Origin of the sequence: Desulfovulcanus ferrireducens (assembly GCF_018704065.1) — a bacterium.
In the GTDB taxonomy this organism is placed as follows: Bacteria; Desulfobacterota; Desulfovibrionia; order Desulfovibrionales; family Desulfonatronovibrionaceae; genus Desulfovulcanus; species Desulfovulcanus ferrireducens.
Genome location: NZ_JAGUQP010000023.1, coordinates 12,844 through 30,270 on the forward strand (window position 1 = coordinate 12,844; position 17,427 = coordinate 30,270).

Here is a 17,427-nt window from a genome sequence, read left to right on the forward strand (position 1 = left end):
CTTGTGGAAGTTTTATTATTCTTAAGGGAAGTAGTATGAGCCTTAAGGCTGGATTGAAGTCCGGGGAAAATATGTCTGATATGATTTGATTTGCTGAAATTTTTTTAGTTTACTTAATTTTTGTACTTTTGCTAAGTAACTCGACCGGCAATGCTAGCAACCAGTGGTAGCATTGCCGGTCGACTTTTTTTGGGATAAAATTATAAATTTTCAGATTAAAAAACAGGAGTGGGAAATTGAAAAGGAGATTTATGCTGTTTATGCTTCCATGTGTTTTATTGGGAGGGGTAATTTTAGCCTTTTTGATTGGTTTCCAATTAAACAAAGAGTTTGAGGAACAGTTCCGTCAGAGAGCGGAATTGTTGATGTACAGCATGAAAGCCGTACGTAAGCACATTGGAGCGGTAGTTAGGCCGAAGGCAGAAGAGTTACTAGGCAGTGATGAATTTGTGCTTGAGCTACAGTCAACTTCTTATGCCGCTAACAATGTTTTTGCTATGATTCCAAAGGAATATAAAGATGGGCTTAGCTGGAGAACCCCATCAATTAAGCCGATGAATCCAGCTAACAAGGCCACTGCTATGGAAGCAGAGTTGATTAACAAGTTAGACGAAATGCATTCGAGAGGCCAGAAGCCAGTTTGGAAAGGAGTGAAGACGATTAATGGGATTGAAAGTTATGTTATAGCTTTGGGCACGGTTAACAAGGCTAAATGTATTAGATGTCATAGTACGCCAGAGAGGGCACCTAAATCCGTACGCAATCGATATCCTTTTGATAGTCCAGCACGGATAGTGGGGCGTGTAGAAGCTGCCGAAATTGTGACAGTTCCGATATCCATTATTTCCGAAAAAATTGCTTATTTTAATTATATTATCTTGGGTTTTATTTTAACAGGCTCGTTTTTATTGGTAGTTATTGTTTATATTTTATTCAATAGGATGATTAGTAATCCTATACAACATTTGTGCAAATTGACTCAACAAATAGGTAGTGGAAATTTTGATTATAGAGTCAATGGCAAGTTTAAAGGTGAATTGGTGACTTTGTATAACGCAATTAGAGGGATGGCTAAAACTATAAAAAGCAAGATTGAAGAGGCTGATAATGAAAAAAGTAGGGCCGAAGAACATACTTTGCGGGCAGAACAGGCATTGAAACAGGCCGAAGAAGCCATGCACAGGGCTGAGCAAGCCAGAAAAGAAGGGTTACAGGAGGCAGCTTGTAAATTGGAGAAGGTGGTTGAGAGTTTGGCTTCGGCATCCGAACAGCTTTCAGCCCAGTCCGAACAGGTTGCTAATGGAGCCGAGACACAAAAGCAGCGTACAGAAGAGACAGCAATGGCTATGCAAGAGATGAACGCCACGGTTCTAGAGGTCGCCAAAAATGCTTCGCAAGCTGCAAAAGAGGCTGATCAGGCCAAGAGCAAAGCAGAACAGGGAGCTAAAATTGTGGATCATGTCGTTGGAGCTATAAACCAGATCAACGAACTGGCAGAGCAGTTAAAGGAAAACATGGGACAGCTTAAGAAAAAGGCAGGTGCTATATCCCAGGTAATGACCGTGATTTCAGATATTGCTGATCAGACAAATTTACTGGCCCTTAATGCAGCTATTGAGGCAGCCAGAGCAGGTGAGGCCGGTCGTGGTTTTGCTGTAGTGGCCGATGAGGTGCGCAAACTAGCGGAGAAGACTATTCAAGCAACCAAGGAAGTGGGCGGGGCTATATCTGAGATCCAAAATGAGGTAGAAAAAAATGTTACCGATATGGATAATGTTGCAACATCAGTGCAAAAAGGAAAAGCCCTGGCAAAGGAATCCAAACAGGCATTGCAGGGGATTGTGCAATTAGTCATTTTGGTAACTGACCAGATTAGAGCCATTGCTACAGCATCAGAAGAGCAAGCTGCTGCAACTGAAGAGATAAGTCAGGGAGTAGAAGATATAAAGCAGATTTCCGAAGAAACGGCATCGGGGGTGAGCGAGACCAAAGAGGCTATAAGGGATTTGGTAAGGCTGGCTGAGGAACTTAAGGCTTTGATCAAGGAACTGTCGCAGGGGTGATAGAAGCAATTTAGATTGGAATTTTTGAGAAGAGGTAGTATCTAATAGAAGTTAAATAAAATCCCGCTTTAGGCGGGATTTTATTTTTTTAATTATTGTTTATTGACTGTTTGTTTCCAATTCGGTAATTCTCTGAAATTCTTAGAATAATTATATGGACGGGATTTAATTCGGACTTTAGATGTAATTTGTTATTCTTTTTTTTGTGAGATATTAAAATTATGTGAGAACTTTTAATATTGAGACCCTCAAACTACAATCTATGGAATAATGCTCTGTTTAGGAATTGAGACTTCATGCGATGAAACGGCTTTGGCCTTGGTGGATAAGGGAAAGCTGATTGGCGAAAGTATTGCTTCGCAAATAGATATCCACTCAATATTTGGGGGGATTGTGCCGGAAATAGCTTCCAGGGAACACCTGCGCACATTAGTCCCCTTGTTTGATGATCTGCTCCAAAAGTGTGGAGTGGAGACAAAAGATATAGACCTAATTGCTGTTGCAAGAGGACCAGGCCTTCTTGGTAGTCTTTTAGTCGGCTTGGGTTTTGCCAAGGGTTTGGCCTTAGCCCTAGATAAGCCTCTGGTTGGGGTTAATCATCTATATGCCCACTTGCTGGCAGCTGGTCTGGAGCAAGAAATCGAGTTCCCGTCTTTGGGGCTTTTGGTCTCAGGCGGACATACGCATATTTATTTCATCCGATCGCCGTTTGATTTTGAACTGCTGGGCAAAACCCTTGATGACGCTGCCGGTGAGGCTTTTGATAAGGTGGCTAAGTTCTTGAATTTGCCATACCCGGGAGGGGTTTATATTGACCGGTTCGCACAGGAGGCTGATCCTGATCCTGGTCTTTTCCCCAGGCCTTATGTTGACAACGACAATTTAGACTTTAGTTTTAGTGGTTTAAAGACTGCGGTGGCCAATTTTCTTAAAAAGAATGATCATTTGGTATTGAAAAGCATGGATGAAGTTGCTCCCGGATTTACGCCTGGCCTTGAATTGGCAGCGGTTTGTGCCTCCTTTAACTGGACTATAGCAGAAACTTTAAAGATTAAGTTAAGCCGAGCCTTAAAAAGAGTTAAACCTAGAAGTATTATTTTAGCTGGAGGAGTTGCGGCCAACACTTTGATTCGCCAGACTATAGAAGATTTGTGCCAGAAAGAGAATCTGCCCCTGGTTCTCCCAAGTAAAAAACTATGTACTGATAATGGGGCCATGATAGCTTACTATGGAGAAATATTGGGGGTGGCGGGGTTGAAGCATGGCTTGGATCTTGAGGCAATTCCTAGAGGCAAGAAGATCCCCTGGGATTATATAAAAGATTGAAAGAGTGCCCGTCAGCAAAGGTTTTTTTAAAAATGGTCTTTTTAAGACCTCAACTTTCTGACATGATTAACATCCTCAAATTACTACACAATTGAAGAGTGCATTTTCTGAAATGCATTACAAACGGGTTGGGGAACACATCTTGGCGAAGATTGCGGAAGTGCTGTGCATAGGGAGGTTATTCCATCGAACTTTCGAAACCCATCATAACAACAGAAAAGGCATGAAGTAATATTCTCATGACTAACCCCATTATGCACAGCCCGCAAGCAAGCCTTAGATGTGTCCAAGTCTTTGTTAGCATTGAAGAAAATGCGCTCGCAAATTAACTCAGAAAGTTGAGTTAAGACTCCGAAACTATCGCTAAAGAGACTGTGGCCGGACCTTTTATCAACTCAATTTCCAAGGTTTATTTCAGTCTTGGTTTCTTTCATGCTGGTACAAATACTTGGACCTGATTCTCAAAACTTGCTTGCGGCCATAGCATAATGGGACACTTTGGGTAAACAAAATATTCTTTTATTATCGATAGTTATGGCAAATAGTCCCCGATATTTAGCTTTGTCGCCCCGAGGCTCTGTTCTTTCACAAGCATCACTAAGATTGGGTTACCCAAGCCGTTTGTAATGCATTTCAGAAACCAGGACTTTCAATCAGCGCTTAAAATGTGGTTTAGCCACAGACTCTTAAGATATTACCCAGTACCAAAATATGGCTCAATGAGCGTTTTTGTAGAAAAATTGATTAAAGTAGGCATTGCCCTGACCAGAACCAGGGAACTGGAAAATTTTTTGGAGCTCATCCTGGGGGCTAGGGCTGGAATTTGTGCGGACTATGGTTTTAGGGGGGATAATAACTATACTTATTTCAATGCCAGGCCTAATGACTGGCGCTATTTGTCCTGCGAGCGGTTAAAATTCTCAACTATTTTCCAGTATAATTGATTTGTACCTTTTATCACTTTTTTTGTACCTCATATCGAATTTGAGGTGCAAATTTTCAAGAAGGTTTATATTAACTTTTTGAAATTCCACAAGGAAAAATTGACAAGACAAGCTATTGGCTAAAACCTTGACCCCAAAAATTCTGCAAAATCAACTGGTGGTGGCATTTTTGAGTAAACTGGTGAGGGCGTATTTAACTCAAAAAAGTGAAAATTAGTTACGACTTACTATATTTATAAGCCTGAATCCGTGAATTGAATCCTTACCTCGTTATAACACTGACCATGTTGAACGCCAGAGCGGACTACTTCTTTCGCACGTGCACGGACACAACTATTATGACATTGTGTTCGGCTTTCAAAGCAATAGGCATTTTTTTTGCTGAGGTGCGGGAGCCCTGTCAGAGCTTTGGGGCGTTTGACATGAAGTAATTCACGGATGGAGGTTAAAACCTTTTCAAGGAGGACATGTATGTCTAAAAAAGCGACTATCGCGTGGACCAAGGTCGATGAAGCTCCAGCTCTTGCAACATATTCTTTATTGCCGATAGTACGGGCAATGACCAAAGACGCCAACCTGGAAATTGAGCTTAGAGATATTTCATTGGCTGGAAGAGTTTTGGCTCAGTTTCCTGATTACCTGCCAGAAGAGCAAAGAGTGCCTGATGATTTAGCCTTTCTTGGTGAGCTTGTCTTTAAGCCGGAAGCAAATATTATGAAGCTCCCCAACATCTCAGCATCTTTGCCCCAACTTAAAGAAACCATTCGTGAGCTTCAATCTCAGGGTTATGCTTTGCCAGATTACCCAGAAGACCCAAAAACTGAAAAGGAAAAAGAAATAAAAGCACGCTATGATAAATGTATAGGTAGTGTGGTTAATCCTGTTTTAAGACAGGGGAATTCAGATCGAAGACTGGCTCAGGTTGTCAAAGAGTTCGCCAAAAAACATCCTCATAGAATGAGAGATGTCGATGCTAAATCCAAAAGTTATCTTGCTCATATGGTTAGTGGGGATTTTTATGAAAATGAAAAATCTGTAACAATTGAAAAAGACACTAAAATTAAGTATGTTTTTACAGATAATAGTGGTCAGGAAACAGTTTTAAAAGAAGTTGAGATTGGAAAGGGAGATGTTGTTGATGCAACTTTCATGAATAGACAAAAGCTGCGTGATTTCTTTTCTCAGGTAGTTGAAGATGCTAGAGAAAAAGATATTCTTTTTTCCTTGCACGTCAAAGCTACAATGATGAGAGTTTCTGATCCTGTTATCTTTGGTGACGCTATCAGGGTTTACTATAAAGAATTGTTTGAGAAATACAATAAAGAGTTGGAGGAGATTGGATTTAATCCTAACAATGGATTGTCAGATCTTGAGGCAAGATTAAGCAAATTGCCAGAAGATAAGCAAGGCGAGATCAAGAAAACTTTAGAAGATATTTATGCCAGGCAACCAAGGCTGTATATGGTTGACTCAGATAATGGAATTACCAACTTGCATAGACCTAATGATGTAATTATTGATGCTTCTATACCTGCAGTTATTAAAAATGGTTTAAAAGGCTGGGGGCCATCTGGAGAAGTTGACGATTGTGTTATTACTGTCCCTGATAGAAGTTATGCTACAATGTATCGTGAAATAGTGGAAGATGTTAAAGTGAGAGGGCAGTTTGATCCAACTAAAGTAGGTAGTGTTGCTAATGTTGGCTTAATGGCAATGAAAGCTGAGGAATATGGTTCGCACGATAAAACATTTTTTCCTCCTGCAGATGGCACCATAAAAGTTGTTGATGGAGATGGAAAAGTATTACTCGAGCATTCTGTAAATGAAGGAGATATTTATAGAAGCTGTATTACCAAAGATAAGGCAATTAGAAATTGGGTTAAGCTTGCTGTAGATAGAGCGGAAGAGAGTGGGTGGACTTTAGTTTTTTGGCTTGATTCATTTAGAGCCCACGATAGAGAAATCATTAAGAAGGTTAAAGAAGAATTACCTAAATATAACCTTGACAATATTGATTATTACATCAAACCACCTCAAGATGCTATGAAGTTTACTTTAGAAAGGTTTAGAAATGGTGAAGATACTATTGCAGCAACAGGTAATGTCTTAAGAGATTATTTAACAGACTTGTTTCCCATTATTGAGGTTGGAACAAGCGCTAGGAGCCTTTCTATTGTTCCACTTATTGCCGGAGGAGGGGTGTATGAGACAGGTGCTGGAGGTAGTGCGCCCAAGCATGTTCAACAGTTTGTCAAAGAAGGACATTTGAGATGGGATAGTTTAGGAGAGTTCTTGGCTTTTGCTGAATCATTACAACTTGCTTATAAGCAGTCTGAAGATAAAAAATTGCTTATTATAGCAAATGCTTTGTCTAAAGCTATTGGTAAATATCTTCATAACGATAAAACACCAAAGAGAAAGGTAGGAGAACTTGACACCAGAGGAAGCCATTTCTATCTTGCACTTTACTGGGCCCAGGCTCTGGCTGAACAAACTGAAGATGAGCAACTGGCACAAAAATATGCCAAAGTAGCTAAAGAGCTGGAAACAAATGAAGCAAAAATATTAGAAGAGATCCAGGCAACAGAAAGATCTCCTAAAGACATTGGCGGATATTATCATCCTGATAAAGAGAAAACTGAACAAGCCATGCGGCCAAGTAAAATTTTTAGGGATATTATTGACGCCCTTTAAATTAATTCCCTGAATCCGTGAATTTATCTAAATCATAACCGTTTTGAATATCAGAAAGAGGGCTGTCCTTCCCGCAGCTAATAGAATACGGCTGTATTAAATGAGTTTCAGTTTTAAAACAATAGGGCTTCTTCCCTGGGTAGCGGGGAGACAGTTCCAACTCAGACGGTATAGATTTGAAATGATTCGCGGCTTCATGTTGATAAGCTAGACAAAGCACTTCCTTTCAAAGGAAGTGCTTTGTCTATTTTTTTTAACTTTTTGTTTAAGTGTTAGTTTTATTTAGCTTAACTCCTTGAGTTTTCTTGTGCTTCGTTATAATCCTTGACCATTCTGAACACCTGAGGGGGACTGTCCCTGTGCACCAATATATTCGTCAGAAAATGGAATTTTAAAGAAAGTATATAGCTCTACATGGTGTTAATTGTGCAGTCGGGTAAGACTATTAGACTTGGTGCTTCGGATGACAGTTTGGTCATTGAAGCGCAGCTCCCCATGCAAGATGTGCTTTATGTGCAGCCCGGATGCTTTTACCTGTAACTTTAATACGGGATTATCTTGAATGGGAATGACAAAAATATCGCCATTTCCCGGTATGATTGTGCTGGTCAATACTAAGACAGGCGAGCGTACCATCCTGGAATATCTACCTGATCCCTACCTGGAACGATTTCCCCACGCTTTTACTGAAAGCTGAATTGTAACCAACCAAAATGACCGGAGCTAATTGTCCCGTGAACGGTAAAAATTCACAACTATTTTTCCTGCATAATAGGTTTGTACCTTTTATCACTTTTTTTGCACCTCATATCGAATTTGAAGTGCAAATTTTCAAGAATGTTAATATTAATTTTATTAAATTCCACAAGGAAAAAAATGAGGAGAGAAACTAATGGCCAAAACCTTGACCCAAAAAATTCTGGAAAGTCATCTGGTCGTGGGCGAGTATGAGCCTGGGAAAGAAATAGGCATTCGCATTGACCAGACTTTGACTCAGGATGCCACTGGCACCATGTGTAACCTTCAGTTTGAGGCTATGGGTATCCCCCGGGTAAAGACTGAACTTTCGGTTAGTTATGTTGACCACAACACTATTCAGGCTGGTTTTGAGAATCCTGATGATCACAAGTACCTACAAACAATGGCAGCAAAATACGGGATGATTTATTCCCGGCCTGGCAATGGTATTTGTCATCAGGTACATCTGGAGAGGTTTGCTGCTCCTGGCAAAACTCTGCTTGGTTCTGACAGTCACACTCCTACGGGTGGCGGCATTGGTATGGTCAGCATCGGCGCTGGTGGTCTGGATGTTGCCGTGGCCATGGCAGGCGGGCCTTTTTATTTAACATGTCCCAGGGTGATTCGCATTAACCTTACAGGTAAGCTGCCTGAGTGGGTAAGTGCTAAAGATGTAATTTTAAAAGTATTGGAGATCTTTGGTAGCAAAGGCAACGTTGGTTGCGTTTTCGAATATACTGGTGAGGGCGTAAAGACGCTAAGCGTACCTGAACGCGCAACGATTACCAATATGGGGGCAGAGTGCGGTGTAACATTTTCTATTTTCCCCAGCGATGAAGTGACCAGAGAATTTCTAAGGGCACAGGCCAGGGAAACGGATTGGGTGCCACTGGCTGCTGATGAAGGCGCTGTTTATGAAAAAGAGGTGGAAATCAATTTAAGTGAGCTGGAGCCGATGATTGCCTGTCCGCACAACCCTGGTAATGTGAAGAAGCTGGCAGAAGTGGAAGGACTGGCTGTTGATCAGGTTTGCATTGGAAGTTGCACCAATTCTTCTTACCGCGATCTTATGATCGTTGCTGAAATGCTGGATGGCAAGGTTTGTCATCCGGATGTGAGCTTTGTTGTTGCTCCTGGTTCCAGGCAGGTTATGCGTATGCTGGCAGAGAACGGCGCTCTGGATAAATTGATTGCTGCTGGCGCCAGGATAGCAGAAAGTGCGTGTGGTTTTTGTATCGGCAATAGTTGTGCCCCGCGTAGTAACGGCGTGTCCTTGCGGACCAGCAACCGCAATTTTCTGGGGCGTTGTGGGACAAAGTCAGCAGATGTTTATCTGGTTAGTCCTGAAGCTGCTGCTGCTGCCGTTATTACCGGCAAAGTTACTGACCCGCGTGCTCTGGAGATAAGCTATCCTGAGATTGTTCAACCAGAGATGTTCTTGATTGACGACACCATGTTTATCGCTCCGTCACCAGAGCCGGAGAAGATTGAAATTTATCGTGGCCCAAATATTGGCGAGCCTCCAGTAAATGACCCCATGCCGGAAAAGATAGATGGCGTGGTAACCATCAAGGTTGGTGATGAGATTACCACCGACCATATCATTCCTGCGGGCAGCCGGATGAAATATCGTTCCAACGTGCCCAAATACGCAGAATTTGTCTTTGAGGTCCTGGACCCTGAATTTCATATCAGGGCCAAGGCCTATAAAGAGAAGAACAAACACAATATAATCGTTGGTGGTCTGAGTTATGGTCAAGGTTCTTCCAGAGAACATGCGGCAATTTGTCCCATGTATCTGGGAGTTAAGGCCGTTATTGCCAGATCTTTTGAACGCATCCACGCGGCTAATCTGGTGAATTTTGGTATTGCTCCGCTGTTATTTATCAATGAGGCCGATTACGAGGATGTTGCTCAGGGTGACGAATTGGAGATAGCGGATATGCGGGAAAAGATTAAGGCTGGCCAGGATCTGACAGTTGTGAATAAAACCAAAGGTAAAAGTTTTACCGTAACTTATCAGCTCTCAGACCGTCAGAAAGAGATCCTTTTGGCTGGTGGAACACTTAGCTATATGAAAATGAAAGCGTAAGGAGAGTATCATGGCACAACGCGGCATTAGAGAATATGATGCAAAAAGAATGCTGGCAAATTATCTGAAAGATAATCTGCCGGAGATTGCTTTTGAATTTAAGGGCGTTTTGGTTACACCTGAAACAGATTGGGACGTCCTGGTAAAAGAAAATCCGTGGCTGACTACTGAAAAGTTGGTAGCCAAGCCGGACCAATTGTTCGGAAAGCGAGGCAAGCATGGTCTGGTCCTGGTAAATGCAAGCCTGGATGAGGTAAAGGCCTGGATTGGCGAAAGAATGAACAAGGACGTGACCATAGGCCAGGTGACCAATGAGTTGAACTGCTTTTTGGTCGAGCCATGTGTTCCACATGAGAAGGAATATTATCTGGCCATGACCACGGAAAGAGAAGGGGATAAGATTTTTATCTCTGCTCATGGCGGAGTAGATATCGAAGAGGTTTGGGATACAGTCAATGAAGTATTTATTCCAATTCTTGCCAAAGAAAATATTGAGGAAAAGATTGCTCAGGCCATTCCAGAAGAAATAGAGGATAAAGAAGCTGTGACTCGTCTTGTAAAGGCACTATATGACTTCTTCGTTGATTATCATTTTACCTACCTAGAGTTTAACCCCTTTGTTTTAGAGGGGAACAAGTTTTTCCCATTGGATGCAGTTGCCCGCCTGGACGATACCGCTCAGTTCGAGTGTGTGGAGAAGTGGGGCGATCTTACCTTCCCAACACCTTTTGGACGCAAGAGCACTCCGGAAGAGGCATATGTCAAGCAGTTGGATGCCAAGAGCGGTTCATCAATGAAACTTACCGTGCTTAATCCTAAAGGGCGGATCTGGACAATGGTGGCCGGCGGGGGCGCCAGTGTTGTTTATACCGATACCATTTCTGATCTTGGTGGAGCGCAGGAACTGGGCAACTACGGTGAATATAGCGGTAACCCCACCACAGACGAGACCTATGAATATGCAAAGACACTTCTTGATCTTATGACCAGGGAAAAAGATCCCCAGGGCAGGCCCAAGGTGCTGATTATAGGCGGTGGTATTGCCAATTTTACTGACGTGGCCAAGACCTTTGACGGCATTGTTAAGGCCTTGGAAGATTATACCGAGAAGTTAAAGGCCGTGAATGCCAAGATTTTTGTACGCAGGGGTGGCCCCAACTATGAAAAGGGTCTCGCCAAAATCAAGGATGCGGGCGAAAGGTTAGGTCTTAGCATTGAAGTTTACGGTCCAGAGGCCCACATGACCAGAGTTGTTAAACTGGCCTTGGAAGAACAAGCTGCTTAAGGAGGACACAATGTCAAAACCGGAATATTGTTTGTTTGATAGAAATACCCAGGCCATTATTTATGGCTATCAGCAAAGGGCAATCCAGCGGATGCTGGACTTTGACTATATCTGTAGGCGCGAGACCCCCAGTGTGGCCGCCATTGTGGCTCCAACGCGTAAGAACGGTTACCATAAATGTTTTTTTGGCAACAAGGAAATCTTGATCCCAATTTACAGGGAGTTTGATGAAGCTGTTGAAAAGCATGCAAATGCTGATGTAGTGGTCAATTTTTCATCCTATCGTTCTGCCTATCCCACCACTATGGATGCTCTGGCCAAGGACACCATCCGTACTGTGGCTATTATTGCTGAAGGCATCCCCGAAAGATATGCCCGTATAATCGCGGCTACAGCCAAAGAGATGAACAAGTGCGTTATTGGCCCAGCCACAGTAGGCGGAATTGCTGCCGGAGCCTTTAAAATAGGAAACTCAGCAGGAACCCTGGAAAATATTATTCGTTGCAAACTCTATCGTCCTGGCAGCGTTGCTTTTGTTTCTACATCAGGTGGTCTGTTTAACGAGTTGAATAATATTATTTCTCAGGCCACAAATGGAGTTTATGAAGGAATAGCTGTCGGTGGCGATTTATATCCTGGCTCGACCTTTATTGATCATTGTTTGCGTTATGAAGCCAATCCGGACATCAAGATGATGGTAGTCCTTGGTGAGCTGGGTGGTAAGAAAGAGTATGAAGTAATAGAGGCCATGAAGGCCGGTAGAATTACCAAGCCTGTTGTTGCATGGTGTACAGGTACCTGTGCCAAGCTTTTCCCGGGCGAGGTACAATTTGGTCATGCAGGCGCGAGGGCCGGCGATGATTCCGAGACCGCAGAGGCCAAAAACAGGGCCTTTAAGGAAGCTGGTGCCATTGTCCCCAAATCATTTGATGAGCTCAGGAAGGTCATCAGGGAAACTTTTGAGGACTTGAAGGCCAAGGGGGTTATTCCTGAGTTAGAGGAGCCTGAAGTTCCACCTGTTCCTGAAGATTTTGCCGAGGCTAAAGCTAAAGGCAAGGTGCGCCGCGCAACCAGTTTTATCTGTACCATCAGCGATGATAGCGGCGAAGAAGCTACATATAATGATATTCCCATTAGCTCGGTTGTCGAGCAGGGGATGGGTATTGGAGATGTCATTGGTTTGCTTTGGCTAAAATGCCGTTTACCGAAATGGGCTAGCGAATATATCGAAATGTGTATAAAGATTGTTGCTGATCATGGCCCCTGTGTCTCTGGTGCCCACAATGCTATCGTTGCTTCCAGAGCTGGAAAGGATCTGGTTTCCTCACTGGCAAGCGGACTCCTGACGATTGGACCCAGATTTGGCGGGGCTATTGACGGCGCTGCCTATTATTTCCGCAAGTTCTGTGACGAAGGGAAAACTCCCAGGCAGATGGTTAACGAGATGAAGGCTGCCGGTACCTTGATTCAAGGTATTGGACATAAAATCAAGAGTGTACGTAATCCTGACAAGCGGGTTGAACTGCTTAAGAATTATGCCAAAGAGAACTTCCCTTCGACCAAATATCTGGACTATGCCCTTGAAGTAGAAAAGGTGACCACGGCTAAGAGGGGCAACCTGATTTTGAATGTAGATGGATGTATTGGGGTTTTGTTTGTGGATTTGCTGGCGAACTTAGGGTTCAGTTCAGAGGAAATCGGCGAAATCATTGATGCCGGAACATTGAATGCAGTTTTTGTTCTTGGCCGCAGTATTGGCATAATCGGTCATATTCTGGACCAAAAACGGCTCAAAGCCGGGCTTTATCGCCATCCAATGGATGATATCTTATATGCTACAGAGCCCCCACGCGAAGTACGCTAATAAACATTCAATGTTAGGCTAGGCTATAAAAGCAATGCGGGGGATACTCCCCCGCATTGTATAAGTTTTAAGTGTTAAGTTTTAGGTGTTAAGGGTGGAGATATGTATACGGTCCACACTACACTTAAAACTTAACACTTAAAACTCTATAAAATAAAAAGAGGAGAAAGATGCGCAGACATAAGGTATCGATTATTGGTGCTGGAATGGTAGGTTCTACAACTGCTCATTGTTTAGCTCAAAAAGATATAGCAGACATAGTATTATTGGACATCAAAGACGGCCTCGCTGCGGGCAAGGGTCTGGATCTATTTGAAGCCTCCCCAATTAATGCATTTCATGGTCAAATTCAGGGAACAACGGATTTTGCCCAGACCAAGGGCTCAGATTTAGTGGTGATAACAGCTGGTTTGCCACGTAAGCCTGGCATGTCCAGAAAGGAATTGATAGGAATTAACGGTAAAATTGTTGTCAATGCTGTTAAAGAGTGTATAAACTACTCACCAGAAGCAAAAATTATTATTGTCACTAATCCTGTTGATGCCTTGACCTATGCAGCCAAGAAACTAGTAGGTTTGCCACATTCTCAGATTATGGGTATGTCAGGGATGTTAGATTCTAGCCGGTTACGTACCTTTATCGCTATGGAATTAGATGTTTCCCCTCAGGATGTTAAAGCAATGGTAATCGGAGCCCACACAGGGTCAAATATGATTCCTTTGCTTCGTCTAGCCAATGTTAATACAGTTCCATTGCCTGAATTGCTGGAACAGGAAAAGTGGCCAAAGATAATAGATAGGACAAAGAACGCAGGAGCCGAGATAGTTAGTTTATTACAGATCGGTAGCGCCTATTATGCTCCAGCTGAAGCAACAACAGAGATGGTTGATGCAATTTTGCGTGATAAGAAGCGCCTTATGCCATGTTCCGTATGCCTGGAAGGAGAATATGGTTTGTCAGATTGTGCTCTTTGCGTACCTGTAATTTTAGGAAAAGAAGGGGTCGAGAAGGTTGTTGAGATAAAACTCACTGATGAAGAAATGCAAGAAATGGTCAAAGGTGCTAATGTAATTAAAGAGATGATTGAGTGTATCGAGGTTTGATTAAATTCAAGGAGAAGAAAATTGCGCGTTGCCTTAAATCTTCAGGACAATTTACTGAAAAAGGTCGAGGAAATAAGTGGCGAAAATGTTTTTGCCTGCTACCAGTGCGGTAAGTGTTCTGCAGGCTGTCCAATGGTTGCAGAAATGGACCTCTTACCCAATCAGGTGATCCGTTTTCTGCAGATTGGCGCGGGTGAGGCAGTATTAGAAAAGCGCACTATATGGCTTTGCGCCAGTTGTTTTACTTGCGCAGCTCGCTGTCCTAAGGGTGTAAATTTAGCCAGGATGATGGAAGGAGTACGTGTGACTATCTTGCGCCAGAGTAATGCCGATCAGGTTACCCCACCTGAAATGGTCAAAGAGCCACTTCCTCAGATAGCGTTAATCAGTGCCCTGCGCAAATTTACAACTTAGATGCTGGAAGACGCTGAAGGTCAAAGCCTAAAGAAATTTTTGTGGTAAACTGTTTTTTTAGCTTTTACCATCCAGCATTGAGCCAAATAAGAAGGAAGGCAGATATGGAGATTGCTTATTTTCCCGGATGCACGTTGAAGACGACAGCAAAATCTTTTGAGACATCAGCCTTAGCTATAGCCGAGTCATTAGGTCTTGATATTAAAGAACTGCCAGAATGGACTTGTTGTGGAACAGTCTATTCATTGGCCGAAGACGATTTAATGAAGCAGTTAGGTCCGATAAGGACTCTGGCTAGGGCAGAAGGCTTAGGTTATAGCACACTGACAACTCTTTGCTCAATGTGTTATAACACACTAGTTCAGGCGAAGCAATTTGTTGCAGGAGACTCGGTTCGGCTCCAGAAGATAAATAATTTTATGGAAGAAGAGTCTGACTATACGGGTACGGTGGAGATTAAACATTTTTTGACTCTTCTCATGGAGCTGGGCTTAGATAGGCTTAAGGAAGCAGTGCAAAGGGATTTGGCGGGCAGAAAAATTGCCTGTTATTATGGATGTTTACTATTGCGTCCAGAGAGTGCATCAATTGATGATTGCGAACAGCCACAAATTTTAGAGCAGCTCATGCAAGCCTTAGGCGCTGAACCGGTATTTTTCCCGTACCAGGTTGAATGCTGTGGTAGTTATTTAACAGCGGTAAAACCTGATATTGTGGCCAGGCGCGCATACAGGATTTTAGAGAATGCGAGAGAAAATGGTGCGGAGGCGATCATAACAAGTTGTCCTTTATGTTCGTTTAATCTCAAAGACCGCCAAAAAAATATTAAGGCCATTTATCCAGGTTTTAAAGATATACCTGTGTATTATTTTACGGAAATTATGTCCGAAGCATTAGGAATTACAAAAACAGTGGAGAACAGCTAATGCGCATTGGAGTATTTATCTGTCATTGCGGTAAGAATATAGCCGGGGTAATAGATATAAAAAGGCTGACTAGTTCTGTATCCGAATTAGAAGAAGTCTATTACGCAACCGATTATGTGTACCTTTGTAGTGAACCCGGCCAAAAAGCAATCCAGGATCAGATCAAGGAACTAGGCTTAACCCATATAGTTGTAGCAGCCTGTAGTCCCAAGATGCATGCTGCAACTTTTGCGCAGGCCTTGGAAGATGCAGGAGTAAATGCTTACCTGCTTGAGATTGCTAACATCAGGGAGCAATGCTCCTGGGTTCATCCTCATGAGCCCGAAGAGGCTACCGACAAAGCTTTTGAACTGATCAAGGCAGGTGTGGCCAAGGTCGGTCAGGCTGTTCCTTTGCAACCCCTAAGCGTTCCTTTAAACCGAAAAGTAATGGTAGTTGGGGGAGGTATAGCCGGGATTCAAGCTGCTTTGGATATCGCCAATGGCGGTTTTGAGGTATACCTCGTAGAAAGGACACCATCCCTGGGTGGTCATATGGCCCAATTAAGCGAGACCTTTCCTACCCTGGACTGCTCATCATGTATTCTCACACCACGTATGGTAGAAGCAGCCAAACATCCTAAGATTCATCTATACACCTATTCCGAGGTCAAGGAAGTCCAGGGAGTAGTGGGGCAATACAAAGTAAAGATAGAGCAAAAACCCCGCTATGTTGACCCGGTGAAATGTACCGGATGTGGGGATTGTACCGAAGTATGCCCGGTGATTGTGCCCAACGAGTTTGAGCAAAGTCTAGGTGGGCGTAAAGCCATTTATGTTCCCTTTTCCCAGGCAGTACCTCTTAAATACACAATTGACTTGGAAAACTGTCTGAATACCAGAGAACTTGTTGTCTGCGACCAATGTTATAGGGCTTGTGGCCCCAAAGCAATAAATTATCTGATGGAGCCAAAAGAGGAAGAGATTGAGGTCGGGGCCATTGTGGTGGCAACCGGATATGATCTCATGCCTGTTGAGGATTTGAAAGAGTATGGCGGAGGATTGTATCCGGATGTTGTGTCAGGCCTTGAATTTGAACGACTGGTTACGGCTTCCGGACCAACAAGCGGTGTAGTCAGGCGTCCATCCGACGGCAAAATCCCTAAGCGAATCGTCTTTATTCAATGTGCTGGCTCGCGTGATCCTGAACACGGTTGTGCTTACTGTTCAAAGATTTGTTGTATGTATACTGCAAAACATGCCTTTATGTTTAAGCATGCTGTGCCCGACGGGGAGGTATTTGTATTTTATATTGATGTGCGGGCTGCGGGCAAAGGCTATGAGGAATTTGTGCAACGGGTTATGGAGGAAGAGAGGATTGCCTATTTGCGGGGCAAGGTATCTAAAGTATTTCAGCGTGATGATAAATTAATTGTATGGGGATCTGATACATTAACTGGTATGGCAGTGGAAATCGAAGCTGATATGGTTGTGTTGGCTCCAGCGGTTGTGCCAAGTAAAGGAGCAAAAGAGCTGGCCAAGCTTTTTAAGACGCCAGTTAATGAATATGGATTTTTAGATGAAGTTCATCCAAAACTCAGGCCTGTTGAGTCTTCGGCTATGGGGGTTTATCTGGCCGGAGCAGCTCAGGCGCCCAAGGATATCCCTGATAGCGTATCTCAGGCTAGTGCGGCTGCAAGCAAAGTCCTGGGTCTCTTTTCTCAAGAAGAGTTGGCTCTAGAACCGATCAAGGCAGAAGTTAATCTTGATAATTGTGACGGATGTGCGCTTTGCGTCGGAGTTTGTCCCTATGGGGCAATATCTTTGGTTCAGGATGAGCCTGACGGTCCGAGGCATATCCAGGTACATAAGGCCTTATGTCAGGGCTGTGGAGTGTGTATGGCTACCTGCCCGAAGGAAGGAGTCAATGTTGCTGGATTTACCTTAGCGCAACTGCGAGAGCAATTAAGGGCTATGTTGAAATAGGCGAGGGGTTAAGG

General features: G+C 43.2%; 12 protein-coding genes. All 12 read left to right on the plus strand.

The window, feature by feature from the left end:
- Nucleotides 1–260 precede the first annotated feature (260 nt).
- The 12 genes from KFV02_RS08720 (at nt 261) to KFV02_RS08770 (ending at nt 17,413) form a co-directional block, all read left to right on the plus strand.
- Complete coding sequence (locus tag KFV02_RS08720; RefSeq protein ID WP_252381160.1) at nt 261–2,063, plus strand: methyl-accepting chemotaxis protein; 1,803 nt, start codon at nt 261–263, stop codon at nt 2,061–2,063.
- Between the two features lie 270 nt (nt 2,064–2,333).
- On the plus strand, nt 2,334–3,389 hold the full coding sequence (gene tsaD, locus KFV02_RS08725; RefSeq protein ID WP_252381161.1) for a tRNA (adenosine(37)-N6)-threonylcarbamoyltransferase complex transferase subunit TsaD: 1,056 nt from the start codon (nt 2,334–2,336) through the stop codon (nt 3,387–3,389).
- Nucleotides 3,390–4,108: 719 nt separating this feature from the next.
- Nucleotides 4,109–4,333 (plus strand): hypothetical protein, encoded by a 225-nt coding sequence (locus KFV02_RS08730; protein WP_252381162.1) that lies wholly within the window; start codon nt 4,109–4,111, stop codon nt 4,331–4,333.
- A gap of 471 nt (nt 4,334–4,804) precedes the next feature.
- The gene (locus KFV02_RS08735) at nt 4,805–7,027 is read left to right on the plus strand and encodes an NADP-dependent isocitrate dehydrogenase (protein WP_252381163.1); all 2,223 of its coding nucleotides are present in this window, start codon (nt 4,805–4,807) and stop codon (nt 7,025–7,027) included.
- 562 nt (nt 7,028–7,589) lie between these two features.
- Nucleotides 7,590–7,724 (plus strand): hypothetical protein, encoded by a 135-nt coding sequence (locus KFV02_RS11465; RefSeq protein ID WP_289510130.1) that lies wholly within the window; start codon nt 7,590–7,592, stop codon nt 7,722–7,724.
- Nucleotides 7,725–7,919: 195 nt separating this feature from the next.
- Entirely contained in the window at nt 7,920–9,857 is a 1,938-nt protein-coding gene (locus KFV02_RS08740) for an aconitate hydratase (RefSeq protein WP_252381164.1), read from the plus strand.
- Between the two features lie 10 nt (nt 9,858–9,867).
- The gene (locus KFV02_RS08745; RefSeq protein ID WP_252381165.1) at nt 9,868–11,142 is read left to right on the plus strand and encodes an ATP citrate lyase citrate-binding domain-containing protein; all 1,275 of its coding nucleotides are present in this window, start codon (nt 9,868–9,870) and stop codon (nt 11,140–11,142) included.
- A gap of 10 nt (nt 11,143–11,152) precedes the next feature.
- Entirely contained in the window at nt 11,153–13,006 is a 1,854-nt protein-coding gene (locus tag KFV02_RS08750; protein ID WP_252381166.1) for a citrate/2-methylcitrate synthase, read from the plus strand.
- A 170-nt stretch (nt 13,007–13,176) separates the two neighbouring features.
- Nucleotides 13,177–14,109: a malate dehydrogenase gene (mdh, locus tag KFV02_RS08755; protein ID WP_252381167.1), complete on the plus strand. Its 933-nt coding sequence runs from the start codon at nt 13,177–13,179 to the stop codon at nt 14,107–14,109.
- A gap of 21 nt (nt 14,110–14,130) precedes the next feature.
- Nucleotides 14,131–14,523, plus strand: coding sequence for a 4Fe-4S dicluster domain-containing protein (locus KFV02_RS08760; protein WP_252381168.1), 393 nt, complete (start codon nt 14,131–14,133; stop codon nt 14,521–14,523).
- Nucleotides 14,524–14,627: 104 nt separating this feature from the next.
- Complete coding sequence (locus tag KFV02_RS08765) at nt 14,628–15,449, plus strand: CoB--CoM heterodisulfide reductase iron-sulfur subunit B family protein (RefSeq protein ID WP_252381169.1); 822 nt, start codon at nt 14,628–14,630, stop codon at nt 15,447–15,449.
- Nucleotides 15,449–17,413, plus strand: coding sequence for a CoB--CoM heterodisulfide reductase iron-sulfur subunit A family protein (locus tag KFV02_RS08770; RefSeq protein WP_252381170.1), 1,965 nt, complete (start codon nt 15,449–15,451; stop codon nt 17,411–17,413). Before KFV02_RS08765 ends, KFV02_RS08770 begins: the two co-directional genes overlap by 1 nt.
- Nucleotides 17,414–17,427 lie beyond the last annotated feature (14 nt).